Below are 22603 nucleotides of genomic sequence, written 5' to 3'. Positions count from 1 at the left end.
AGTCGGTAGAGCGCCGGACTGTTAATCCGTAGGTCCCTGGTTCGAGCCCAGGTCGAGGAGCCAGCCCAAAAAGCGACCACCCCAGGATGGGGTGGTCGCTTTTTTTATGGGCTCTTCGGGCCCGCCCCGTCCTTGGCCTGCGGCCTGCATTGCGGTGACTGCCCGGCCTGCCGGAGGTAGGCGATCAGGTCGCTGCGCTCGCTTGCGTCGGGCACGCCGTCGTAGGCCATGCTGCTGCCCGGCACCAGCGCGAGGGGTTTGCGCAGGAACAGGTCTAGCGTCTTCTCGTCCCACACCAGGCCCGACTTCTTCATCGCGTCGGAATAGGCAAACCCCGGCACACTTCCCGCGCGGCGCCCGAGCAAGCCGCAGTGGTGCGGCCCCACCCGGTCGTAGGCCAATGCATGGCAGGCCAGGCACCGCGCGTAGACCTGCTCGCCCCGCAGCGCATCGGGCGCAGCCGCAGCCAGGGCAGTCACGCCGCAGGCCAGAACAGCCACACCCCACCGCAGCCACCCCTGCACGGCGCTCATGACATGAAGGCCGAGGGCACAGGGTTTTCGCCCAGGGCCTGGCGCAGCACCGCCCAATGCATGGCCTCGTCGCCCAGGATGCTGGCGGCCGCCTTGGCCAGGTCGCGGTTGCCAAACAGGGGCACGGCGCCCAGGTAGGCGCTGACAGCCCCCTGCTCCAGCCGCGCGGCAAATCTCAGCACATCGGCCTGCGATTGGAGCCGTTCCCCCGAAAAGTCGTATTTGTCCTTGGCCGCCACGGGCTTTCCGCCGAGCTTGGTGATGGTCTTGGCCAGCAGGTCGGCATGCTGCTTGTGGTGGCCCTGGAACCCCACGGCCAGATCGAGCACCGGCTTTTCGAGCAGGTGGCTTTCGGCGCCTGCCTGGTAGGCGGCAATGGCCTCCAGCTCGGCGCCCAGCGCGGTGTTGAGAATCTGCGTGTCACCGGCGGCCTGGTTGGCACTCCGGGCCTTGGCAGCGAGCGCCTCATTGCCGGACAGCAGCGCGACCGCCGCCCCCGATAGGACGAGGCCCGAACGGCCCAAGAACAGGCGCCGCGCAGCGGCGGGATGGGGCATGGCGAGAAAAGACATGGCGTTCTCCTGGCGGATCAAGGAATGGGCGGGGCGCCCGCGGCGATGTTGGCCAGCACATGCGCCACGATGCGATCGCAGCGCGCGCCGGCAAACGAGAATGCGTCTTCCATGGCGAAGTCCATCTCGCGCGACAGGCTCTCCCGCAGCAGGCCGCGGGCGCGAAAAAAGCGCGTGCGCACCGTCGCCTCAGCCAAGCCGAGCGCGGCCGCCACTTCCTCCACCGATAACTCCTGCACTGCGCGCAGGACAAACACGGTGCGAAACGCCTCGGGCAACGCGTCGATGCGCCGCTCCATGAGCCGGCGCATCTCCGTGCGTGCTGCTGCCGCCTCGGGCTGCTCATCGGGGTTGGCTTCCATCCCTGCTTCGGCGTCCATGGCACCCACCTCCTGGCCGGTATCCAAGGCGATGACCTGGCCCGCACGGCGCCGCACCCGGCCCAGTGCCTCATTGATGACGATGCGCACCAGCCAGGTGGAAAGCCGCGCCTCCTGACGGAACGTGCCCAGCGCGCGCCAGGCACTCAGGTAGCCCTCCTGGAGCGCCTCTTCGGTATCGGCGTCGCTTTTCAAGATGCTGCGTGCCGTGCGAAACAGCAGGCGGTTGTGTCGCCGCATGATCAGGGCAAATGCCTGGGCATTGCCCTGGGCGGCGCGCGCGGCCAAATCCGCGTCGGAGGCGTCGTCCGGCAACCCGGAAAGCTGCAGGGTCGGGGTCGTGTGCATGGCATGTCCTTTATTCGTTAGATGCCCTGCCTGCCTGCGCCGTTCCCGCGCAGCCTCCCGCCTGGGGCAGGAGCCTTGCGAACGGCCCCTCACTCCGAGGCGGCCCCGCCGGCGTCAGCCGATGTCCACTGTGAAGTTCGGATCAAACAAGGTGTTTTCATTGGCCCCGCCCAGGGCATAGCCTCGCGGATTGCAGACCACGCGCGTGCCGTTGACGCAGTAGTCAAAACTGTCGTGCACATGGCCATGCACCCACAGCTGCACCCGCCGGCCATCGAGCAGGTGCTCGGCATTCGACACAAAGCAGGCATTGAGCAGCGACTGCGCAAAGCGCGGGTGGATGCTGCGTGGCGAGGGGGCATGGTGGGTGATGACCACCGTCGGCCCCCTGTGCGGCTGGGCGAGCTTCTGCTCCAGCCAAGCGGCGTGGCGATCGAACAGCGCGGTGCAGTGGGCCGGCGTGAGCAGGTCCAGTGCGCCGTCCTCGAGCGCAATCCGGCTGAAATCCCGCAGCATGCGCTGCGCTTCAGCCTGGCATGCGGCGCTGCGCTGCCGGTCCGGAAACAGGCGAAAGTCGGTCCACAACGTGGCGCCAAGAAAGCGCACACCCGCCACCACCCGCTCGCCTTGCTGAAGCACCTGGACCCGGGTGCCCTCCGTCAGCGCCCGCCACTGAGCGGCAACCCCCCGGAGGCTGCCGCCGTAATACTCATGGTTGCCCGGAACATAGAGCACGGGTTTGCCCAAACCCTGCGCCCAGGCCAGCGCCTGGAGCGGACGCGCAACGTCTCCCGCAAGGATGACCACATCGGCATCGTTGCGTGGGATATCCAGGTCGCCTTGGCCCAGATGCAGGTCCGACAGAATATTGATCTTCATGGAAGGCCCGTGAAAAGCGGAGCCACGAGGCAGCGCTACAAAACCGCCCAACGGTGGCAGGCAGTCTGCTTTTACATCGGCTACTCCAGACCTGCACTGTGCGTTCCCTATGGCCCTTGCGCTCGTACCGCTGGCCGCTGTGCATCTGTCATGCCAGCCCGCACTGCGGGGCTGCTGCGGCGACAATGCGCCTTACCGATCACCCTGCCCCGACCGATGCCCTCACCCCTGCCCTGGCTGGAGCCTGACGAGCCATTTCCCGCGCCACACCACGCATGGGGCCAGAACGATCCGGCCCCCGGCCTCTTGGCCGCAGGTGCAGCGCTGGACGTGGCGCACCTGCGACGCGCCTATGGTCAGGGCATTTTTCCGTGGTTCAGCGGTGACCAGCCCATCCTGTGGTGGGCACCCGACCCGCGCATGGTGCTGCGGCCCGGCGCGTTTCGCCTGCACCGGTCTCTGCGTAAAACGCTGCAGCGGTTCCGTGCCGATCCGCGCTGCGAGATTCGGGTGGACCACAACTTCCGCGATGTGATAAGCGCCTGCGCGGCCGCGCAGCGCACGGGCCAAAGCGGCACGTGGATCGGACCGGAGATGGTGGACGCCTATGGCGCTTTCCACGCTGCCGGCTACGCACACAGCGTGGAGACCTGGGTTGACGGCCGTCTGGCAGGCGGGCTGTACTGCGTCGGCCTGGGCCGGGCGGTGTTCGGCGAGTCGATGTTCGCCCGCGCCACGGACGCGTCCAAAATCGCACTCGCCGCTCTGGTGTGCCTGTCGCTGCGGCACGGCGTTGCGCTCATTGATTGCCAGCAAAACACCCAGCACCTGGCCTCCCTCGGGGCCCACGAAATCGCCCGCACCGACTTCATGGCACACCTTGTCCAGGCCCAAGCCATGCCTGCGATCGCATGGCATTTCAAGCCCGTATACTGGAATGAGATTTTGTCTCCCACGGCACCAGTGGCATGACGCAACTCAACGATCTTCCGGCCCAGACACTGCAGTTTTACGCAACTGCCCCGTATGCGTGCAGCTACCTGCCCCATCGGCAAGCACGCTCCCAGGTAGCCACGCCGGGGCATCTGGTGCGCAGCGACACCTACTCCAACCTCGTGGCCCAGGGGTTCCGGCGCAGCGGAATGTTCACCTACCGTCCCTACTGCGACGGCTGCCAGGCCTGCACGCCACTGCGCGTGCTGGCCCGGGAGTTCCAGCCCGACCGCAGTCAGCGGCGTGCCCGGCAGCGCCACGCGGACCTGCAGGTCCGCATCCTGCGGCCCGGCTTTGTGCCTGAACACTACCAACTCTATCTGCGCTACCAGAATGCACGCCACGCCGGGGGCGGAATGGACCACGACAGCATTGACCAATACACGCAGTTTTTGCTCCACAGCCGAGTGGATTCGCGCCTTGTGGAGTTCCGCGAACCCGGCATGGACGGCGCCGAGGGCAGACTCAAGATGGTGTCCATCCTGGACATGCTCGACGACGGCCTGTCCGCTGTCTACACCTTCTATGAGCCGGAAGCGCGCAGCAGCTATGGCACCTACAACGTGCTGTGGCAGATCGAACAGGCCTGCCGCCTCGGCTTGCCCCACGTTTACCTGGGCTACTGGATCGCCGCCAGTGCCAAGATGAATTACAAGGCAGTTTTCCTGCCGCACGAAGTCCTCATCCACCAGCATTGGCAACGCGTCGAAAGCCTGCACCGGTCGCCGCCCGGGGATGAAATTTCACCAAGTAAAATGCACGGACTTTAGGAGAGTTCGCTGCCCATGAAAACATTCGACCCGGCGATTCCAACCAAACCCAGCGTTCAGGTCATAGAACGCATGTTTGCCCTGATAGATGTGCTGGCCTCGCGTGAAGAAGCCATTTCACTCAAGGAAATCAGCGAGAAGACCGGACTTCACCCTTCGACCACCCACCGCATCCTGAACGATCTGGCCACCGGTCGCTTTGTTGATCGGCCGGAATCGGGCAGCTACCGCCTTGGCATGCGCTTGCTGGAGTTGGGCAATCTGGTCAAGGCCCGCCTGAGTGTGCGCGACGCAGCCCTTGTCCCAATGCGCGAACTGCACCGGCTCACCCAGCAACCGGTCAACCTGAGCATGCGCCAGGGCGATGAAATCATCTACGTCGAGCGCGCTTACAGCGAACGCTCGGGCATGCAGGTGGTGCGCGCCATCGGCGGGCGCGCCCCCCTGCACCTGACCTCCACCGGAAAGCTGTTTCTGGCGGCGGACGACCCGCAACGGGTGCGCACCTACGCTACACGCACAGGCCTTGCAGGACACACCCGCAACAGCATCACGCAGCTGTCCGTGCTGGAGCGCGAACTGGCCAAGGCACGCCAATATGGGGTGGCACGCGACAACGAAGAACTGGAGCTGGGGGTGCGCTGCATGGCCGCTGGCATCCATGACGATCAGGGCAAACTGGTCGCAGGACTGTCGATTTCAGCGCCAGCGGACCGACTCGATGAGGGCTGGCTGCCCAAGCTGCAGGCGACCGCCCAAGAAATCTCGGCGGCTCTGGGTTTTAACGGCACGCCTAGATTCTCCTCTCCAGTCCCTGCCCAGGGCTCTTAGGAGCCTGTCGGATAACGCAGCTGCCTGGCCTTCGAGAGGAGGACCAGTTGCCGAGACTCAGCCGTTGCCACGCACCGCATGCGGCACCGCAGAGCGGAGGGCCGGTGTGGACTCCACCCAGCTGCGCACCCGCTCGGCATCACCGAGGCGGCTGAATTTTCCGGCCGAGTCCAGAAACACCATGATCAGCTTGCGTCCGGCCACCTGCGTCTGCATCACCAGGCAGCGCCCCGCTTCCGAGATATAGCCTGTCTTTTGCAGACCGATGTCCCACGCCGGGCTGTGCACCAGGCGGTTGGTGTTGTTGTACTGCAAGGTCTTGGCGCCCACCGCCACCTCGTAGCCTGGCGAAGTGGAAAATTCGCGCAGCACCGGATCGCTGTGCGCAACATTCACCAGCACCGCCAGGTCGCGGGCGCTCGACTGGTTGTTGCTCGACAGACCTGTTGGCTCCACGTAGCGCGTGTCTGCCATGCCCAACAGGCGCGCCTTGGCGTTCATCTGTCCGACGAACAGGGCCAGTCCCCCCGGATAGGTGCGTCCGAGCGCATGGGCGGCGCGGTTTTCGCTGGACATCAGCGCCAGGTGCAGCATTTCACGGCGCGTGAGCGTCGTGCCCACGGACAAGCGCGAGCGGCTGCCTTTTTCGGTGTCAACATCGTCCTGCGTGATGGTGATCGGCTCGTCCATGGGCAGGTTGGCCTGGGTGATGAGCAGCCCGGTCATGAGCTTGGTGAGCGACGCGATGGGCAACACAGCATGGTCGTTCTTGCTGAGCAGCACCTCGTGGGTATCCTGGTCAATCACCAGCGCCACGCTGGACTTGAGTGCCAGCGGATCGGTCAGGGTGTGCAGACCCGCAAGCTCGCCAAATGAGGGCCGCGCCGGCGCCACATAGGCGGTGCGCACGGGCGCTCGTGCGGACACGGCAGAAGCGCGCGTGACCTTGACTCGGGGTGCAGCTTTTCGGGGAGCCACCGAGCGCTTGGCGGCAACCGTGCTGACCTGCTTCTTGGCCGCAGATTTCTTGCGTTCCGCCGCCTCTGCGCCCGGGGCTGCGAGGGCAACGCCCAGCGCCGCAACGCCCAACACCTGAATGAACGAGCGCAATGCGGTGCGAGGGCGGCTTTGCATTAAGGTGTCTCCAATGGGCAGAAAATGTGCAGAAGTGTAGCGGCAACAAAAAATCGCGCAAGATCAATGGCTTGCGCGACTTTTCAACAATCAGGATGAAATTATAGGCTGCGGCCTGTGGCCGCGGAAGCCTTCACCCCTGCGCAGCGACGCGATCGGCCTTGCTGTGCAGCTTGTTCAGCGCACTCAGGTAAGCTTTGGCCGATGCGACAACGATGTCCGGATCTGCCCCGACGCCATTGACCACGCGACCGCTGTTTTGCAGGCGCACCGTCACCTCGCCCTGGCTTTCGGTCGAGCCACTGATGGCATTGACGGAATACAGCACCATTTCGGCGCCGCTGCGGGCGTGCGACTCAATGGCCTTGAGCGAAGCGTCGACCGGCCCGTTGCCGTCCGACTCGCCAGTCACTTCCTTGCCGCTGACCGTGAACACCACAGTGGCATGGGGGCGCTCGCCGGTTTCGCTGTGCTGCGACAGCGAGACAAAACCAAACTGGTCCTTTTCGCCGGCCGTGTGCTCATCGTTCACCAGCGCCAGGATGTCCTCGTCGAAGATCTCGCTCTTGCGGTCGGCCAGTTCCTTGAAGCGTGCGAATGCGGCGTTGTTGTCCGCTTCGCTTTCCAGGCTGACACCCAGTTCCTGCAGGCGCTGCTTGAACGCATTGCGCCCGCTGAGTTTGCCCAGGACGATCTTGTTGGCGGTCCAGCCCACGTCCTCGGCGCGCATGATCTCGTAGGTATCGCGGGCCTTGAGCACGCCGTCTTGGTGGATGCCGCTGGCATGCGCAAAGGCATTGGCGCCCACCACGGCCTTGTTGGGCTGTACGACGAAGCCGGTGGTCTGGCTGACCATGCGGCTGGCGGCCAGGATGTGCTGCGCGTCGATGTTGAGGTCAAGGTTGAAATAATCGCGCCGTGTCTTCACGGCCATGACAATCTCTTCCAGCGCGCAATTGCCGGCGCGTTCGCCCAGGCCGTTGATCGTGCACTCCACCTGCCGGGCGCCACCGATCTTGACACCGGCAAGCGAGTTGGCCACCGCCATGCCCAGGTCGTTGTGGCAGTGCACCGACCAGATCGCCTTGTCGCTGTTGGGCACGCGCTCGCGCAGCGTCTTGATGAAGTTGCCGTACAGCTCGGGGATGGCATAACCAACGGTATCGGGCACGTTGATCGTGGTGGCGCCTTCGGCAATCACGGTCTCGATCACGCGGCACAAAAAGTCGACATCGCTGCGATAGCCGTCTTCAGGGCTGAATTCGATGTCGCCACACAGGTTGCGGGCAAACCGCACGGACTGCTTGGCCTGTTCCAGCACCTGGTCGGGCGTCATGCGCAGCTTCTTTTCCATGTGCAGGGCGGACGTGGCAATGAAGGTATGGATGCGCGCGCGGTGGGCGCCCTTGAGCGCTTCGGCGGCGCGCGCGATGTCGCGGTCATTGGCGCGCGACAGGGAACAGATGGTCGAGTCCTTGATGGTGTTGGCAATGAGCTGCACGGCCTCGAAATCGCCGTTGGAGCTGGCGGCAAAGCCCGCTTCGATCACGTCCACCTTCAGGCGCTCGAGCTGGCGGGCGATGCGCAGTTTCTCGTCCTTGGTCATGGAGGCGCCCGGCGATTGCTCGCCATCGCGCAAGGTGGTGTCGAAAATGATCAGCTGGTCAGCCATGTGTTTACTCCTGGTTCCTGATTTCGGTGTGCCGCAACGTCAAAATTCTGGTGCACAAAACAAAAGGCCCGTTGCGGGTGCATACGGGCCTTTGAGGAAAAAGAGTGCGCGCGCGCTCTACTGTCTCCGCCCGTGGGGGGATAGCAGTAGGGCCAGGGCAAACGTTTTCATGCATTGCAATGTAGCACAAGTGGCAGCGCGGCGCGCTCACTTGTGCAGGCCGCGCTCATCCGGTTCGTCGGTGGAAATGCTGATCACGCTGCTGTGCTGGCCCTTGGCCTTGCGCCAGCCGTAGACCGCATAGCCACTGAGGCCGTACAGCACGAACACGCCAAACAACACGATGGGCGGATGGATGTTGATCACCGCGATGCCCAAGGCGATCAGCACGATGACGACGAAGGGAACGCTCTTTTTCAGGTGCACGTCCTTGAAGCTGTAGAACGGTACATTGGTGACCATGGTCAGGCCCGCATACAGCGTGAAGCCGAACATGGTCCAGGTGATCTGCGTCCAGCTCATCAAGAACGAATCCATGCCGCGCTGCACGCCGATCTCGGTCATGAGCCAGATGAACCCCGCCACCAGGGCCGCGGCGGCAGGCGAAGGCAGGCCCTGGAAGTAGCGCTTGTCGACCACGCCCGTGTTGACGTTGAAGCGCGCCAGCCGCAGCGCGGCGCAGGCGCAGTAGATGAAGGCGGCGATCCAGCCCCAGCGTCCCAGGCCCTTGAGCGACCATTCGTAGGCGATCAGCGCAGGCGCGGCGCCGAAGGACACCATGTCGGAGAGCGAATCCATCTGCTCGCCGAAGGCGCTTTGCGTGTTCGTCATGCGCGCGACGCGGCCATCGAGGCTGTCGAGCACCATGGCGCAGAACACACCGATCGCAGCCAGGTCGAAACGACCGTTCATGGCCATGACGACCGAGTAGAAGCCCCCAAACAGCGCGGCCAGCGTGAACAGGTTGGGCAGGATGTAGATGCCCTTGCGGCGCTTGCGCACCACCACATCTCCACCCCCATGGGACTCGTTGCCATCATGCATCAAATTGACCTCCAGCGCTTATCTATCAAGCGCAAGCAGCTATAAAAACGATAGTATCTTACCACCCGGACACCGGCGAGTGTAGCCGTGCCAGCAAGCGCCCTGGCCCGGGAAGACAGAAATGGCAAAGGCCACCGAAGTGGCCTTTGCAGCGCGCAAAAAAGCGGCGGTCGATCAGTTGCGGGTCTGGTCGACGAGCTTGTTCTTGGCGATCCAGGGCATCATGGCGCGCAGTTGGGCACCGACCACTTCGATGCTGTGGTCGGCGGTGTTGCGGCGGCGGGCCGTCATGCTCGGGTAGTTCAGGCGGCCTTCCTGGATGAACATCTTGGCGTACTCACCGCTCTGGATGCGCTTCAAGGCATTGCGCATGGCCACGCGCGACTGCTCGTTGATCACTTCGGGGCCGGTCACGTACTCGCCGTACTCGGCGTTGTTCGAGATCGAGTAGTTCATGTTGGCAATGCCGCCTTCGTAGATCAGGTCGACGATGAGCTTGAGCTCGTGCAGGCATTCGAAGTAGGCCATCTCGGGGGCGTAGCCGGCTTCGACCAGGGTTTCGTAACCCATCTTGATCAGCTCGACGGCACCGCCGCACAGCACGGCCTGCTCGCCGAACAGGTCGGTCTCGGTTTCTTCCTTGAAGTTGGTCTCGATGATGCCGGCCTTGCCGCCACCGTTGGCCATGGCGTACGAGAGGGCCAGGTCACGGGCCTTGCCGGACTTGTCCTGGTGCACGGCCACCAGGTGTGGCACGCCGCCGCCCTGGGTGTAGGTGTTGCGCACGGTGTGGCCGGGGGCCTTGGGGGCGACCATCCACACGTCGAGGTCGGCGCGCGGCACGACTTGGTTGTAGTGCACGTTGAAGCCGTGGGCGAAGGCGAGCGATGCGCCTTGCTTGATGTGGGGCGCCACGTTGTTGGTGTAGACCTCGCCGATCTGCTCGTCGGGCAGCAGGATCATGACCACGTCGGCGGCCTTCACGGCGTCGTTGACTTCCATCACGTTCAGGCCGGCCTTGCCGACCTTGTCCCACGAAGCACCGCCCTTGCGCAGGCCGACCACGACCTTGACGCCGCTGTCGTTCAGATTCTGTGCATGGGCGTGGCCCTGCGAGCCGTAGCCGATGATGGCCACGGTCTTGCCCTTGATCAGGCTCAGGTCACAGTCTTTGTCGTAGAAAACTTTCATGGGTCGCTCCGGTTGAAATGCGTTGTTGGGGAAGGAAAAACAGGGGATTGTCTTACACGCGCAGGATGCGCTCGCCGCGACCGATGCCGCTGGCACCGGTGCGGACGGTTTCAAGGATGGCCGTGCGGTCGAGGGCCTGCAGGAACGCGTCGTTCTTCGACTGGTCGCCCGTGAGCTCTACGGTGTAGCTCTTCTCGGTCACGTCGATGATGCGGCCGCGGAAGATGTCGGCCATGCGCTTCATCTCCTCGCGCTCCTTGCCCACGGCGCGCACCTTGACCATCATGAGCTCGCGCTCGGTGTAGGCGCCCTCGGTGAGGTCGACCACCTTCACGACCTCGATGAGGCGGTTGAGGTGCTTGGTGATCTGTTCGATCACGTCGTCCGAGCCCGTGGTCTGGATGGTCATGCGCGACAGCGAGGGGTCCTCGGTCGGCGCCACAGTGAGCGATTCGATGTTGTAGCCCCGGGCAGAGAACAGGCCCACGACGCGCGAGAGCGCGCCGGGCTCGTTCTCGAGCAAAACGGCAATGATGTGTTTCATGGCGTGCAGATTCCTCTTTTCGCTGCCCTCCCCCGCGCACGGTAATGCGCGGGCTTGGCAGGCAATAGATTCGTCAAAGATGGATAGCCATCAAAAAGATAGCTGCGTGCGCTTACCTGATAAGCGTTAGGACCCGATTTCGCTCAAAGATCTTCCGATCCCAGCAGCATTTCGGTGATGCCTTTGCCGGCCTGCACCATCGGGAACACGTTCTCGGTGGGGTCGGTGCGGAAATCCATGAACACCGTGCGGTCCTTGAGCTTGCGCGCTTCGCGCAGCGCAGGCTCGACGTCCTTGGGGTGTTCGATCAGCATGCCGACATGGCCATAGGCCTCGGCGAGCTTCACGAAGTTGGGCAGCGCATCCATATAGCTGTGGCTGTAGCGGCCCGAGTACTCGATCTCCTGCCACTGGCGCACCATGCCCAGGTAGCGGTTGTTGAGCGAGCAGATCTTGATCGGCGTGTTGTACTGCAGGCAGGTGGACAGCTCCTGGATGTTCATTTGCACCGAGCCTTCGCCGGTGATGCAGAACACCTCGGATTCGGGCTTGGCCAGCTTGATGCCCATGGCATAGGGAATGCCCACGCCCATGGTGCCCAGGCCCCCCGAGTTGATCCAGCGGCGCGGCTCGTCGAAGCGGTAGTACTGCGCGGCCCACATCTGATGCTGGCCCACGTCGGACGTGATGTAGGTGTCGGCGTCCTTGGTCATGTTCCAGAGCGTCTCGACCACGTACTGCGGCTTGATGACGTCTTGGCTGCCCATGTCGTACTTGAGGCAGTCGCGCTTGCGCCAGCCTTCGATGGTGTCCCACCAGGCAGCCAGCGCGCCGGCGTCCGCGCGCGTGGTGGTTTCGCGGACCATGGAGATCAGCTCGGTCAGCACGTCCTTGACGTCGCCGACGATCGGGATGTCGACCTTGACGCGCTTGGAGATGCTCGACGGGTCGATGTCGATGTGGATGATCTTGCGCTCGTTCTGCGCGAAATGCTTGGTGTTGCCGATCACGCGGTCGTCAAAGCGCGCGCCCACGGCCAGCAGCACGTCGCAGTTCTGCATGGCATTGTTGGCCTCGATCGTGCCGTGCATGCCCAGCATGCCCAGGAACTTGCGGTCGCTCGCCGGGTAGGCCCCCAGGCCCATCAGCGTGTTGGTGACCGGGTAGCCCAGCATGTCCACCAGGGTGCGCAGCTCGTTCGTCGCATTGCCCAGCAAGACGCCGCCACCGGTGTAGATATACGGGCGCTTGGCCGTCAACAGCAGCTGCAGGGCCTTGCGGATCTGCCCGCCGTGGCCGCGGCGCACCGGGTTGTACGAGCGCATCTCGACGCTCTGCGGATACCCGTGGTAGGGCACCTTCTTGAACGACACATCCTTTGGAATATCGACCACCACCGGGCCGGGACGGCCGGTGCGGGCGATGTGGAAGGCCTTTTTCATCGTCGTGGCCAGATCGCGCGCGTCCTTGACCAGGAAGTTGTGCTTGACGATGGGGCGGGTGATGCCGACGGTGTCGCACTCCTGGAACGCGTCCAGGCCAATCGCGGCCGTGGGCACCTGGCCGGTGATGATCACCATCGGAATGCTGTCCATGTAGGCCGTGGCGATGCCGGTGACAGCGTTCGTCACACCCGGGCCGGACGTGACCAGGGCCACGCCGACGTTGCCGGTGGCGCGCGCATAGCCGTCTGCGGCATGCACTGCGGCCTGCTCGTGGCGCACCAGCACATGCTGCATGGTGTCCTGCTTGTACAGGGCGTCGTAAATATAGAGAACAGCCCCGCCGGGGTAACCCCAGATGTATTGCACGCCTTCGGCCTGCAACGACTTGACGAGGATTTCCGAGCCCATGAGCTCTGGGGAGTCGGAAGAAGGTTGTGCTGCGGCGGCAAGCGAGAGCTCGGCCTTGGTGATTTCCATGATGAACCTTTGTGATTTTCTCTAACGAAAAACCTAGGGTGCTCCTTGCACGGGCTCTTGTGAAGCCGGCTTGGAACTTGAGGCCAAGGACATGGGCGAGATGATTGACGCGCCGGACCGTGACCCGTTTGCCTGTTGAATTGCAAGCGCGATTATCGCACCGCAACATAGGGAATGCGCGCATGCCTGAAAAAAACTGTCCCGGTGCCATAATCCAGCGCCTAGTGCAAACCACCGCCCGCGCAGCACGCCGGCAAGCCCTCCTCCCGCCTGAAACCTCTTGGCCACTGAACAAGAACTCTCCGACTTCCTCAAAAGCGTGGAAAAGCGTGCCTTCAAACGCTCGGTCTACCACGTTCGCAACGAGGAGGCGGCACTCGACATCGTGCAGGACAGCATGATGAAGCTGGCCGAACACTATGGCGATAAGCCGGTCAACGAACTGCCGATGCTGTTCCAGCGCATTCTGTCGAACTGCACGCTGGACTGGTTTCGCCGGCAAAAAACCCACAATGCGCTGTTTTCGCACATGAGCGACTTCGAAGGGCCCGACAACGAGGGCGGCGACTTCGACCTGCTCGAAGCCTGGGCCGGCCCCGACGGCGGCGAGCGCGTGCAGAGCGCCGAAGACCTGGCGCGGCGCGGCCAGACGCTGCGGGACATCGAAATAGAGATCCAAAGTCTGCCGGCCCGTCAACGAGAGGCGTTTTTGATGCGTTATTGGGAAGAGATGGACGTGGCCGAAACCGCAGCCGCCATGGGATGCTCTGAAGGGAGTGTCAAAACCCACTGCTTTCGCGCCGTCCAGGCCCTCAGCAAAGCCCTGAAGGCAAAAGGAATAGAACTATGAAAACTTCACCACCGCCCCCCCCTGAGTTGGCTGCCGACCGTTTTGCGCGCCGCGTCACCGCGCGCCTGGACCAGGGCGCAGGTGAGTTGCCTTACGACGTCTCCGAGCGCCTGCGGGCCGCGCGCATGCAGGCACTGGCCAAGCGCAAGAAGCCGGCCCCGGTGCACCAGCCGGCACCCGCCGTAGTTCCCTTGGGGGCCAGCGCCGCGCTGGGCTGGGGCAGCGAGGGAGGCTCATGGTGGCGCTCGGTGCTCTCTGCGGTTCCGGTCATGGCCCTGCTCGCAGGCTTGGTGATCATCAACTTTGCACAAGACGAGTACGGCACGGCCGAAGTGGTCGCGGTGGACGCAGCCCTGCTGACCGATGACCTGCCGCCCGCGGCCTATGCCGACCCCGGATTCGTGCAATTTCTGAAAACAGGCGGAACGCAAAGCAATTGACCCGGTCCCACGCCTGCATGCACGCACCGCAAAACCACGCTTTCCGTCCCACGCCAGCCACCGTGCTGGCGTTGGCGTTGCTGGGCGCGATGGCCGTGGGAGCCTGGCAAGCATGGCAGATGGTGCGTATGGTGCCCGGCACCCCCGTGCCCATGGAGGCACTGGCGGCCCCGTCCGCCGCGCGCAGCAGCGACATGCGTCCGGTGGGCGCTGCCGCTCCGAGTGCAGGGCCGGGCTGGGAGGTGCTCACCACGCCCCAGAAATTGGCCCTGTATCCGCTAGCCGAGCGCTGGGCGGTGCTCAGCGAGCTGCAAAAGCGCCGCTGGCTGGTGCTCGCGCAAAATTTCTCCTCGCTGCCGGAGCCCGAGCAACAGCGCTTGCACGAGCGCATGGCCGAGTGGACGACCCTCAGCGCACAGCAGCGCAACCAGGCGCGCCTGAACTACGCCGTCACCAACACCCTCGCGCCGGACAACAAGCGCGCGCAATGGGAGGCCTACCAGGCCCTGAGCACGGAAGAAAAAAACCGCCTCGCCGCGGCCGCGGCGCAGCGCACCATGGGCGCCGCCACAGCCCTGCGACCGGTGTCGCCGCGCAAGCTCGTCCAGGTGCCTGCCGCCGCGGCCAGCCACAACAACCGGGCCAACCCGCCCAAGATTCCGGCCTCGGCCGTGGTACCGACGCATGCGGTCCCGGCGCGCCCGCCATCGGATAGCGAGAGCAAAGCGCCATCCCATGCCCCCACCGCCGTGGAAACCGCCCCCGTCACCGTGCCCCAGGCCGTGCCCGCGCCCCTCCCTCCCCTCGCGCCTGCAGGCACCCCGGAGCCCGGTGCACCCCTGTCCGCGGACACGGCATCCCAATACTCCCACTGAATTTCCACCGCACCCTGCATGTCCGTCCGTCCCGCCGCTGCCACGACCGCCCCGCCCCCGGGCCCTTCCCTGCAAGCACCCGCTCTGGCACGCCGCATGGCCTGCTGGCTGTACGAGGGCATGCTGATGTTCGGCGTGGTCTTCATTGCGGGCTACCTGTTTGGCACGCTGAGCCAGACACGCAACGCCATGGACAACCGCCATCCGCTGCAGGCCTTCTTGTTCGTGGTGTTTGGCATCTACTTCACCTGGTTCTGGGCCAAGGGCCAGACGCTGGCGATGAAGACCTGGCACATCCGCGTGGTCGACGCGGCTGGCCGGCCACTGACCCAGCCGCGCGCCCTGGGGCGCTATGTGCTCAGCTGGCTGTGGTTTTTGCCGCCGCTGGTGGCGGTGGCACCGTTTTCCCTGCCCGCGGCAGAAATTGCGGTGGTCGTGCTGGGCTGGGTGGCGGTCTGGGCCCTGCTGAGCCGCTTTCACCCGCAGCGGCAGTTCTGGCACGACGCGCTGGCCGGCACCCGCCTGGTGCATTTCGACAGCGCCAAAAGGTAGCGGCAGCGTCGACCCACCGCCACCGCTGGGTCAAAATGCGGCCATGCAATCACCGCCCCCGCTTCCCACAGAGTCCGCCAACGCGCAAAAATCCCGCAAAGGGTTGCACCGCCTGTGGCATGCCACGCGCTATTCCCTGCAAGGCCTGCGCGCGGGCTGGGGCGAAACGGCGTTTCGCCAGGAGGCCATCGCCGCGGCCGTGCTGCTGCCCGCATCCCTGTGGCTGGGCCAGAGCTGGGTCGAGGTGGCGCTTCTCGCGGGCTCGGTCGTTTTTCTGATGGTGGTGGAGCTGCTCAACACCGGCATCGAGGCCGCCATCGACCGCATCGGGCCGCAGTGGCACGCGTTGTCCAAGCGCGCCAAGGACATGGGCAGCGCGGCTGTCTTGCTGAGCTTGTTGTTGTGCGCCGGCATCTGGGCCGCAGCGCTTTACCAGAGGTTTTTCCATGGCTGAACCGGCTTTTTCCGTGTGTGTGTATTGCGGCTCGCGCCCCGGCGAGAACCCGCTGTTTGCCGACGCCGCGCGCGCCGTGGGCGCCTGGATCGGCGCGCGCGACGGGCAGCTCGTCTATGGCGGCGGCCGCAGCGGCCTGATGGGCATCGTGGCCGACGCCACCCAGGCCGCCGGTGGGCGCGTGGTGGGCGTGATTCCGCAGGCGCTGGTGGACAAGGAGCATGCGCGCCACGCCTGCGACGAGCTGCACATCGTGCAGACCATGCACGAGCGCAAGGCGCTGATGGCCGAGCGCAGCGACGCCTTTCTGGCGCTGCCGGGCGGCATCGGCACGTTCGAGGAATTGTTCGAGGTCTGGACCTGGCGCCAGCTCGGCTACCACGACAAGCCCATCGGGCTGCTCAACGTGGCCGGCTACTACGACGGCATGCTGGGCTTCCTGCGCACCAGCGTGGCCAGCGGCTTCATGGGCGAGTGGCAGATGGGCCTGATGGAAGCCGGCACCGACACCGATGCGCTGCTGCGCGTGCTGGTGCAAGAGGCCGGCACGCACACGGCAACGCTGCCGCTGCGCTCGGTGATCTGACCCGGCGCGGGCCGGTGCCGCTGCACAGGCTTGGCCTCAAAGGTCAGATCGCGGTCTCGTCGAGGTCGCCCGTGCGGATGCGCACCACGCGCTCGACGGGCGTGACGAAAATCTTGCCGTCCCCGATCTTGCCGGTGCGCGCCACATTCACGATGGCATCGACGCAGCGGTCCAGGTCGGCGGTCTTGACCACCACCTCGATTTTCACCTTGGGCAGGAAGTCGACCACGTACTCGGCGCCGCGGTACAGCTCGGTGTGGCCCTTTTGGCGGCCGAAGCCCTTGACCTCGGTGACCGTGAGACCCGTGACGCCGCAATCGGCGAGGGCCTCACGGACTTCTTCGAGCTTGAAGGGCTTGATGACGGCGGTGATCATTTTCATGGCGGAAACTCCTGGAACGTGGAATGCGGTGCGCGGCGGCGGCTGCCGACCGGGGGCGCTCAGGCGCGAAAACGGTTGGTGATCGGGTAGCGCCAGTCCTTGCCGAAGGCGCGGTGCGTCACCCGCGGGCCCGGCGGCGCCTGGCGGCGCTTGTATTCGTTGACCTGGATCAGCCGCGTGACGCGCTCGACATCGGCACGCGCAAAGCCGGCGGCCACAATGCTCTCTATCGGCTCGTCGCGCTCCATGTAGCGCGCAACGATCGCATCGAGCACCTCGTACGGCGGCAGGCTGTCCTGGTCGGTCTGGTCGGGCCGCAGCTCGGCGCTGGGCGCGCGCGTGATGATGCGCTCGGGAATAGGGTTCATCCCCGTGCCGTGCGGATCGTTCTGGTTGCGCCAGCGCGCCAGCGCATAGACGACGGTCTTGGGCACGTCCTTGATGACGGCAAAACCGCCCGCCATGTCGCCGTACAGGGTGCAGTAGCCGGTGGCCAGCTCGCTCTTGTTGCCGGTCGTCAGCACCAGCGCGCCAAACTTGTTGGACAGCGCCATGAGCAGCGTGCCGCGGATGCGCGCCTGCAGGTTCTCTTCGGTCGTGTCTTCGGGGCGACCGGCGAATTCGGGCGCCAGCGCGGCCTTGAACGTCTCGAACTGCGGCGCGATGGCGATCTCGTCGCAGCGCACGCCCAGGCGCTGCGCCATGTCGTGCGCGTCGATGCCGCTGATGTCGGCCGTGTACGGCGAAGGCATCATCACCGCGCGCACCTTGTCGGCGCCCAGCGCATCGACCGCGATGGCCAGCACCAGCGCCGAATCCATGCCGCCCGAGAGGCCCAGCAGCACGCCCGGAAAACCGTTCTTGCCGACATAGTCGCGCACGGCCAGCACCAGCGCGCCCCACAGCTCGGCCTCGCGCGTCGGCTGCGGTGCGATGTCAGCTTCTATTTTGATAGCTGATTGCGTATGCTGGACGTGCGAAAACACCAGTTTCTCCTCAAAAACCGGCGCGCGTCCGGCGAGGCTGCCGTCGGCGTTCAGGGCGAACGAGCCGCCGTCGAAGACCACCTCGTCCTGGCCGCCGACCAAGTGGGCATAGACCACGGGCAGGCCGGTTTCGAGCACGCGCGCGCGCAGCGTCTGCTCGCGCTCGGCACCCTTGCCGGCGTGGAACGGCGAGGCATTGATGACCGCCAGCAGCTGGGCGCCGGCCTCGGCCGCCGCACGCGCGGGGCCCGGGAACCAGGCGTCCTCGCAAATCAGCAGGCCCACGCGCAGGCCGGCCACGTCGAACACGCAGGTCTGCGTGCCCGGTGTGAAATGCCGGCGCTCGTCGAACACGCCGTAGTTGGGCAAGTGGCGCTTGGCATAGGTGTGCTCGACCACACCGTGGCGCAGCACGCTGGCCGCGTTGAAGCAGGCTGTCACACCATCGGCGCCGGCCGCGCCGCTGTGCGGGTGGCCGACCACGATGGCCAGACCGTTCAACCCCGCGGTCTCGCGGGCCACGGTTTTCACGGCATCATCGCAGGCCGCCAGAAACGCCGGCCGCAGGAACAGGTCTTCGGCCGCATAGGCGCAGATGGCCAGTTCTGGCGTGAGCAGGAGCTGCGCGCCCGCCGCATGGGCCTCGCGCGCGGCGGCAATGATCTTTTGCGCGTTGGCGGGCATGTCGCCCACGACAAAATTGAGCTGCGCAGTGCAAATGGAGAGCGTCATGGATTGGAAAACGGCCGCCGTGGCCGCAAGGTTCGTCAATCGGCCCGCCGGGCCGGCCCGAGGGGCAGGCTGCGGCCACAGGAGCGTGCGTGGCTGAAAACGCGATTATCACCCGCGTGTTCGACTCTCCGCTGGACATCGCCGCCGGCGCCTGGAACGCCCTGCTGGCAGCGCAGCCGCACGCCACGCCCTTCATGCGCCACGAGTACCTGGCCGCGCTGCACGCGAGCGGCAGCGCCACGCCGCGCACCGGCTGGACGCCGCGCTTCATCACCTTGTGGCAGGCCGGCGCGCTGGTGGCCGCCTGCCCGCTGTACGCCAAAAGCCATTCGTATGGCGAATACGTGTTCGACTGGGCCTGGGCCCATGCCTACGAGCAGCACGGCCTGAATTACTACCCCAAGGCCGTGGTGGCCGTGCCGTTCACGCCGGTGCCGGGCACGCGCCTGATGGCGCGGGATGCCGCCACGCACCAGGCCCTGCTCGAGGCCGTGCGCAGCTGGTGCGAGGAAAAACGCCTGTCGTCGCTGCACGTGCTGTTCGCCGACGACGGCGACCTGGCCGCCTGCACGGCAGGCGGCCTGATGCCGCGCCACACGGTGCAGTTTCACTGGACCAACCACGGCTACCGCAGCTTCGACGAATTTCTGGCCCAGCTGGCACAGGACAAGCGCAAGAAGATCCGCCAGGAGCGCCGCCGTGTGGCCGAGGCCGGCGTCACGTTCCGCTGGTCGCGCGGCGCCGACATCGCGGCAGCGGACTGGGATTTTTTCTACCGCTGCTACGAGCGCACCTACCTTGAGCATGGCAACCCGCCGTACCTCACGCGCGATTTCTTCGCGCGCATGCAGCGCGACATGGCCGGCCACTGGCTGCTGTGCATCGCCGAGCGCGCGGGCCGCCCCATCGCTAGCAGTTTGATAGCTATCAACGCAGACTCAGTAAGCGTTGGAGGCCAAAAAGACCTTAAACCGCAAGAGCAGGTCGCCTATGGCCGCTACTGGGGTGCGCTGGAGCGCGTGGACTGCCTGCACTTCGAGGCCTGCTACTACCAGCCGCTGCAGTGGTGCATAGACCACGGCGTGCAGCGATTTGAAGGCGGCGCGCAGGGCGAGCACAAGATGGCGCGTGCGCTGCTGCCCGTGCAAGCGCACAGCGCACACTGGCTCGCGCACCCGGCTTTTGCCGACGCGGTGGACCGCTTCCTGGAGCGCGAAGGCGCGGGCGTGGCGCAGTACCTGGAGCACCTGCAGGCGCGCAGCCCGTTTCGCCAGCCTTGAAGCGGGCATTTTTCCGGGCATTTCCCAGCGTGCTGGGCCGCTCTGCAGCGCCGGCTCCGAACCCACCCGGATATCCATGGCGATGGCACGGTCAACCCAGGAAAGCTTGCCCGGAATTTAAAGATTCATATTTAATGAATCTATTAACCACCGAGCCACCACGATGCCCCGCACCCCCCTGCCCACGCCGGCGCAAGCGCCGCCGCTGACCCAGGCGCTCGAGCGCCCCTACCTGCACGGCTTTGTCACCGATATCGCATCCGACGCCCTGCCACCCGGGCTCGACGAAGGCACCATCCGCGCGATCTCGCGGCGCAAGCGCGAGCCCGATTTCCTCCTGCAATGGCGCCTGGCGGCATTCGAGCGCTGGCTGTCCATGCCGGTGCCGTCCTGGGCCAAGCTGCAGATGGAGCCGGTGGACTTCCAGGCGCTGAGCTACTACTCGGCGCCCAAGTCGCACCAGGGCGGCCCCCAAAGCCTGGCCGACGTCGACCCCAAACTGCTCGAAACCTACGAAAAACTCGGCGTGCCGCTGCACGAGCGCGCGCGCCTGGCCGGCGTGGCGGTGGATGCGGTGTTCGACTCGGTCTCGGTCGGCACCACGTTCCGTGAGCAGCTGGCCCAGGTCGGCGTCATCTTCTGCTCGTTCTCGCACGCGGTGCAGCACCACCCCGCACTGGTCGAGCGCTACCTGGGCACGGTGGTGCCGCAGGGCGACAACTTCTATGCCGCGCTCAACTCGGCCGTGTTTTCGGACGGCTCGTTTGTCTACATCCCCCGGGGCGTGCGCTGCCCGATGGAGCTGTCGTCGTACTTCCGCATCAATGCCCGCAACACCGGGCAGTTCGAGCGCACGCTGATCATTGCCGAAGAAGGCAGCCATGTGAGCTACCTCGAAGGCTGCACCGCGCCGCAGCGCGACGAGCACCAGCTGCATGCGGCCGTGGTCGAGCTGGTGGCGCACGCCGACGCGCACATCAAGTACTCGACCGTGCAGAACTGGTACCCCGGCGACGAGCACGGGCGCGGCGGCATCTACAACTTTGTCACCAAGCGCGGGCTGTGCGCCGGCGAGCGCGCGCACATTGCCTGGACGCAGATCGAGACCGGCTCGGCCATCACCTGGAAATACCCCAGCGTGGTGCTGCGCGGCGACGGGTCGAGCGGCGAGTTTTATTCGATCGCGGTGTCCAACCACTTCCAGCAGGCCGACACCGGCACCAAGATGATCCACCTGGGGCGCAACACCAAGAGCCGCATCGTCTCCAAGGGCATCAGCGCCGGACATGCGCAGAACAGCTACCGCGGCCTGGTGCGCGTGGCGCCCACCGCCGCCGGCGCCGCAAACCACACGCAGTGTGATTCGCTGCTGATCGGCCCCGACTGCGGCGCACACACCTACCCGTACATCGACACCGCGCGCAACGACGCCGTGGTCGAGCACGAGGCCACCACCACGCGCATCTCCGAGGAGCGTCTGTTCTATTGCCAGCAGCGCGGCATGGACCCGCAGGAGGCCACGGCGCTGATCGTTGGCGGCTTCTGCCAGGCGGTGCTCGAAGAGCTGCCCATGGAATTCGCCCTCGAGGCCAAGGCCCTGCTCGCCGTGTCGCTTGAAGGCGCCGTGGGCTGAGCCGCAGAACGATTGAAACGAAAAAGCCATCAACGCCTTACCCAGCAATCGTTAGCAGCTATTAAATTTGAAGAAAGACCGTCCTATGACATCGACCCTCCCCTTGCTGCACGTGCGCGACCTGCGCGTCGATGTGGGCGAGCGCAACGTGCTCAAGTCCATATCGCTCGATGTGCCCCCGGGCGCGCTGGTGGTGCTGATGGGCGCCAACGGCAGCGGCAAGAGCACGCTCGGCCTGGCGCTGGCAGGCCACCCGAGCTACCGCGTCACCGGCGGCCATGCGCGGTTTGGCGGGCAGGACCTGCTCGCGCTCAACGCCCAGGAGCGCGCGCGCGCCGGCCTGTTCGTGTCCTTCCAGGCGCCGCCCGACATTCCGGGCGTGAAGAACAACCTGTTCATCCGCAGTGCCCTCAACGCCGTGCGCGAGGCGCGGGGCGAGGCGCCGCTCGATGCGTTTGATTTTCTGGGCAGTGCGCGCGCCGCCGCCCGGCAGCTGGGCCTGCCCGAAGCGATGCTGTCGCGCCCGGTCAACGAAGGCTTTTCGGGCGGCGAGCGCAAGCGCAACGAACTCCTGCAGCTCGCGCTGCTGCAGCCGCGCCTGGCACTGCTCGACGAGATCGATTCGGGCATGGACGTCGATGGCGTGCGCGCTGTTGTGCAGCTCATTCAGACGCTGCGCACCCAGGGCACGGCCTTCGTGGTGGTGTCGCACTACCTGCAGCTGATCGAGTCGCTGCAGCCCGACGCCGTGCTGCGCCTCGACCAGGGCTGCATTGCCGAGACCGGCGGTGTGGCGCTGGCACGCGGCATTGCCCAAACCGGCTTCGCGCGCGCCGCCGAACCCGTGGAGGCCTGAGCCATGGACAGCGCAAGAGCCGAAGCCCTCGCCGCGCGCGACCGCCTCGCGGTGCGCGGCTGGATCCCCGCGCGCAGCGAATCGTTCCGCCACCTGCCGCCGCCGGGCGCCGAGGTCTGGCTGGGCGATGCCCCGGGCGCCGCCGCGGGCTGCGACGCCCCGCC

24 protein-coding genes are annotated in these 22603 nt (G+C 65.5%); 12 read left to right on the top strand and 12 right to left on the bottom strand.

Going from position 1 to position 22603, the window contains the following annotated elements:
* Window positions 1-104: 104 nt before the first annotated feature.
* The 4 genes from B2J89_RS03240 to B2J89_RS03225 form a co-directional block, all read right to left on the bottom strand.
* Window positions 105-533, bottom strand: coding sequence for a cytochrome c family protein (locus tag B2J89_RS03240; protein ID WP_371809025.1), 429 nt, complete (start codon window positions 531-533; stop codon window positions 105-107).
* Entirely contained in the window at window positions 530-1105 is a 576-nt protein-coding gene (locus B2J89_RS03235) for a ferritin-like domain-containing protein (protein WP_169167796.1), read from the bottom strand. The genes B2J89_RS03240 and B2J89_RS03235 overlap by 4 nt, the downstream gene beginning before the upstream one ends.
* Window positions 1106-1122: 17 nt before the next feature.
* Window positions 1123-1833, bottom strand: a complete 711-nt coding sequence (locus B2J89_RS03230; RefSeq protein WP_169167795.1) for an RNA polymerase sigma factor — start codon at window positions 1831-1833, stop codon at window positions 1123-1125.
* Window positions 1834-1947: 114 nt separating this feature from the next.
* The gene (locus B2J89_RS03225; RefSeq protein WP_169167794.1) at window positions 1948-2712 is read right to left on the bottom strand and encodes a metallophosphoesterase; all 765 of its coding nucleotides are present in this window, start codon (window positions 2710-2712) and stop codon (window positions 1948-1950) included.
* Between the two features lie 216 nt (window positions 2713-2928).
* Here B2J89_RS03225 and aat point away from each other — a divergent pair, with 216 nt between their 5' ends.
* From aat to B2J89_RS03210, 3 genes are read left to right on the top strand one after another with little or no spacing between them, the layout of a single operon-like run.
* Complete coding sequence (gene aat / locus B2J89_RS03220; RefSeq protein WP_169167870.1) at window positions 2929-3684, top strand: leucyl/phenylalanyl-tRNA--protein transferase; 756 nt, start codon at window positions 2929-2931, stop codon at window positions 3682-3684.
* Complete coding sequence (locus tag B2J89_RS03215; protein WP_169167793.1) at window positions 3681-4475, top strand: arginyltransferase; 795 nt, start codon at window positions 3681-3683, stop codon at window positions 4473-4475. Before aat ends, B2J89_RS03215 begins: the two co-directional genes overlap by 4 nt.
* Window positions 4476-4490: 15 nt before the next feature.
* Window positions 4491-5306, top strand: a complete 816-nt coding sequence (locus tag B2J89_RS03210) for an IclR family transcriptional regulator (protein ID WP_169167792.1) — start codon at window positions 4491-4493, stop codon at window positions 5304-5306.
* Between the two features lie 57 nt (window positions 5307-5363).
* Here the strand turns inward: B2J89_RS03210 and B2J89_RS03205 are convergent, their stop codons facing one another.
* The 6 genes from B2J89_RS03205 to B2J89_RS03180 all read right to left on the bottom strand — a co-directional run bounded on the left by B2J89_RS03205 (window position 5364) and on the right by B2J89_RS03180 (window position 12813).
* Window positions 5364-6440 (bottom strand): serine hydrolase, encoded by a 1077-nt coding sequence (locus tag B2J89_RS03205; protein WP_169167791.1) that lies wholly within the window; start codon window positions 6438-6440, stop codon window positions 5364-5366.
* Window positions 6441-6573: 133 nt separating this feature from the next.
* Window positions 6574-8112, bottom strand: coding sequence for a 2-isopropylmalate synthase (locus tag B2J89_RS03200; protein WP_169167790.1), 1539 nt, complete (start codon window positions 8110-8112; stop codon window positions 6574-6576).
* A 207-nt stretch (window positions 8113-8319) separates the two neighbouring features.
* Complete coding sequence (gene pssA, locus B2J89_RS03195; protein WP_169167789.1) at window positions 8320-9156, bottom strand: CDP-diacylglycerol--serine O-phosphatidyltransferase; 837 nt, start codon at window positions 9154-9156, stop codon at window positions 8320-8322.
* 174 nt (window positions 9157-9330) lie between these two features.
* Window positions 9331-10347, bottom strand: coding sequence for a ketol-acid reductoisomerase (gene ilvC / locus B2J89_RS03190; protein ID WP_169167788.1), 1017 nt, complete (start codon window positions 10345-10347; stop codon window positions 9331-9333).
* Window positions 10348-10399: 52 nt separating this feature from the next.
* Complete coding sequence (gene ilvN / locus B2J89_RS03185; RefSeq protein WP_169167787.1) at window positions 10400-10891, bottom strand: acetolactate synthase small subunit; 492 nt, start codon at window positions 10889-10891, stop codon at window positions 10400-10402.
* A gap of 143 nt (window positions 10892-11034) precedes the next feature.
* Window positions 11035-12813, bottom strand: coding sequence for an acetolactate synthase 3 catalytic subunit (locus tag B2J89_RS03180; RefSeq protein ID WP_169167786.1), 1779 nt, complete (start codon window positions 12811-12813; stop codon window positions 11035-11037).
* A 280-nt stretch (window positions 12814-13093) separates the two neighbouring features.
* On the opposite strand from B2J89_RS03180, the gene B2J89_RS03175 reads away from it, so the two are divergent.
* From B2J89_RS03175 to B2J89_RS03150, 6 genes are read left to right on the top strand one after another with little or no spacing between them, the layout of a single operon-like run.
* Entirely contained in the window at window positions 13094-13663 is a 570-nt protein-coding gene (locus tag B2J89_RS03175; protein ID WP_169167785.1) for an RNA polymerase sigma factor, read from the top strand.
* Window positions 13660-14103, top strand: coding sequence for a DUF3619 family protein (locus tag B2J89_RS03170; protein WP_169167784.1), 444 nt, complete (start codon window positions 13660-13662; stop codon window positions 14101-14103). The genes B2J89_RS03175 and B2J89_RS03170 overlap by 4 nt, the downstream gene beginning before the upstream one ends.
* Window positions 14104-14120: 17 nt before the next feature.
* The gene (locus B2J89_RS03165; protein ID WP_169167783.1) at window positions 14121-14978 is read left to right on the top strand and encodes a DUF3106 domain-containing protein; all 858 of its coding nucleotides are present in this window, start codon (window positions 14121-14123) and stop codon (window positions 14976-14978) included.
* An 18-nt stretch (window positions 14979-14996) separates the two neighbouring features.
* The gene (locus B2J89_RS03160) at window positions 14997-15530 is read left to right on the top strand and encodes an RDD family protein (RefSeq protein ID WP_169167782.1); all 534 of its coding nucleotides are present in this window, start codon (window positions 14997-14999) and stop codon (window positions 15528-15530) included.
* A 43-nt stretch (window positions 15531-15573) separates the two neighbouring features.
* Entirely contained in the window at window positions 15574-15984 is a 411-nt protein-coding gene (locus B2J89_RS03155) for a diacylglycerol kinase (protein WP_169167781.1), read from the top strand.
* The gene (locus tag B2J89_RS03150) at window positions 15977-16570 is read left to right on the top strand and encodes a TIGR00730 family Rossman fold protein (RefSeq protein WP_169167780.1); all 594 of its coding nucleotides are present in this window, start codon (window positions 15977-15979) and stop codon (window positions 16568-16570) included. The genes B2J89_RS03155 and B2J89_RS03150 overlap by 8 nt, the downstream gene beginning before the upstream one ends.
* 43 nt (window positions 16571-16613) lie before the next feature.
* On the opposite strand, the gene B2J89_RS03145 is transcribed toward B2J89_RS03150, so the two are convergent.
* Window positions 16614-16952 carry a P-II family nitrogen regulator gene (locus B2J89_RS03145; protein WP_169167779.1) on the bottom strand — a complete coding sequence of 113 codons (339 nt, stop codon included), beginning with the start codon at window positions 16950-16952 and terminating at the stop codon, window positions 16614-16616.
* 59 nt (window positions 16953-17011) lie between these two features.
* Window positions 17012-18670 carry an NAD+ synthase gene (locus B2J89_RS03140; RefSeq protein ID WP_169167778.1) on the bottom strand — a complete coding sequence of 553 codons (1659 nt, stop codon included), beginning with the start codon at window positions 18668-18670 and terminating at the stop codon, window positions 17012-17014.
* Between the two features lie 89 nt (window positions 18671-18759).
* On the opposite strand from B2J89_RS03140, the gene B2J89_RS03135 reads away from it, so the two are divergent.
* The 3 genes from B2J89_RS03135 to sufC all read left to right on the top strand — a co-directional run bounded on the left by B2J89_RS03135 (window position 18760) and on the right by sufC (window position 22439).
* Window positions 18760-19950: a GNAT family N-acetyltransferase gene (locus B2J89_RS03135; protein ID WP_169167777.1), complete on the top strand. Its 1191-nt coding sequence runs from the start codon at window positions 18760-18762 to the stop codon at window positions 19948-19950.
* Window positions 19951-20113: 163 nt separating this feature from the next.
* Window positions 20114-21583: a Fe-S cluster assembly protein SufB gene (gene sufB, locus B2J89_RS03130; RefSeq protein WP_169167776.1), complete on the top strand. Its 1470-nt coding sequence runs from the start codon at window positions 20114-20116 to the stop codon at window positions 21581-21583.
* A gap of 85 nt (window positions 21584-21668) precedes the next feature.
* Window positions 21669-22439, top strand: a complete 771-nt coding sequence (sufC, locus tag B2J89_RS03125) for a Fe-S cluster assembly ATPase SufC (RefSeq protein ID WP_169167775.1) — start codon at window positions 21669-21671, stop codon at window positions 22437-22439.
* Window positions 22440-22603 lie beyond the last annotated feature (164 nt).

The organism is Acidovorax sp. SRB_24 (assembly GCF_012931925.1).
Note: the sequence above shows the minus strand (reverse complement) of the source record. Positions and strands in the feature narration are given on the sequence as shown.

What these genes read in the sequence shown, in the direction of transcription:
- B2J89_RS03155 (WP_169167781.1), top strand. Translation starts at nt 15,574, where the DNA reads ATGCAATCACCGCCCCCGCTTCCCACAGAGTCCGCCAACGCGCAAAAA.
- B2J89_RS03230 (WP_169167795.1), bottom strand. Translation starts at nt 1,833, where the DNA reads ATGCACACGACCCCGACCCTGCAGCTTTCCGGGTTGCCGGACGACGCC.
- sufC (WP_169167775.1), top strand. Translation starts at nt 21,669, where the DNA reads ATGACATCGACCCTCCCCTTGCTGCACGTGCGCGACCTGCGCGTCGAT.
- B2J89_RS03165 (WP_169167783.1), top strand. Translation starts at nt 14,121, where the DNA reads ATGCACGCACCGCAAAACCACGCTTTCCGTCCCACGCCAGCCACCGTG.
- B2J89_RS03160 (WP_169167782.1), top strand. Translation starts at nt 14,997, where the DNA reads ATGTCCGTCCGTCCCGCCGCTGCCACGACCGCCCCGCCCCCGGGCCCT.
- B2J89_RS03240 (WP_371809025.1), bottom strand. Translation starts at nt 533, where the DNA reads ATGAGCGCCGTGCAGGGGTGGCTGCGGTGGGGTGTGGCTGTTCTGGCC.
- sufB (WP_169167776.1), top strand. Translation starts at nt 20,114, where the DNA reads ATGCCCCGCACCCCCCTGCCCACGCCGGCGCAAGCGCCGCCGCTGACC.
- aat (WP_169167870.1), top strand. Translation starts at nt 2,929, where the DNA reads ATGCCCTCACCCCTGCCCTGGCTGGAGCCTGACGAGCCATTTCCCGCG.
- ilvN (WP_169167787.1), bottom strand. Translation starts at nt 10,891, where the DNA reads ATGAAACACATCATTGCCGTTTTGCTCGAGAACGAGCCCGGCGCGCTC.
- pssA (WP_169167789.1), bottom strand. Translation starts at nt 9,156, where the DNA reads ATGCATGATGGCAACGAGTCCCATGGGGGTGGAGATGTGGTGGTGCGC.
- B2J89_RS03215 (WP_169167793.1), top strand. Translation starts at nt 3,681, where the DNA reads ATGACGCAACTCAACGATCTTCCGGCCCAGACACTGCAGTTTTACGCA.
- B2J89_RS03150 (WP_169167780.1), top strand. Translation starts at nt 15,977, where the DNA reads ATGGCTGAACCGGCTTTTTCCGTGTGTGTGTATTGCGGCTCGCGCCCC.
- B2J89_RS03210 (WP_169167792.1), top strand. Translation starts at nt 4,491, where the DNA reads ATGAAAACATTCGACCCGGCGATTCCAACCAAACCCAGCGTTCAGGTC.
- B2J89_RS03180 (WP_169167786.1), bottom strand. Translation starts at nt 12,813, where the DNA reads ATGGAAATCACCAAGGCCGAGCTCTCGCTTGCCGCCGCAGCACAACCT.
- ilvC (WP_169167788.1), bottom strand. Translation starts at nt 10,347, where the DNA reads ATGAAAGTTTTCTACGACAAAGACTGTGACCTGAGCCTGATCAAGGGC.
- B2J89_RS03235 (WP_169167796.1), bottom strand. Translation starts at nt 1,105, where the DNA reads ATGTCTTTTCTCGCCATGCCCCATCCCGCCGCTGCGCGGCGCCTGTTC.
- B2J89_RS03225 (WP_169167794.1), bottom strand. Translation starts at nt 2,712, where the DNA reads ATGAAGATCAATATTCTGTCGGACCTGCATCTGGGCCAAGGCGACCTG.
- B2J89_RS03145 (WP_169167779.1), bottom strand. Translation starts at nt 16,952, where the DNA reads ATGAAAATGATCACCGCCGTCATCAAGCCCTTCAAGCTCGAAGAAGTC.
- B2J89_RS03205 (WP_169167791.1), bottom strand. Translation starts at nt 6,440, where the DNA reads ATGCAAAGCCGCCCTCGCACCGCATTGCGCTCGTTCATTCAGGTGTTG.
- B2J89_RS03200 (WP_169167790.1), bottom strand. Translation starts at nt 8,112, where the DNA reads ATGGCTGACCAGCTGATCATTTTCGACACCACCTTGCGCGATGGCGAG.
- B2J89_RS03140 (WP_169167778.1), bottom strand. Translation starts at nt 18,670, where the DNA reads ATGACGCTCTCCATTTGCACTGCGCAGCTCAATTTTGTCGTGGGCGAC.
- B2J89_RS03170 (WP_169167784.1), top strand. Translation starts at nt 13,660, where the DNA reads ATGAAAACTTCACCACCGCCCCCCCCTGAGTTGGCTGCCGACCGTTTT.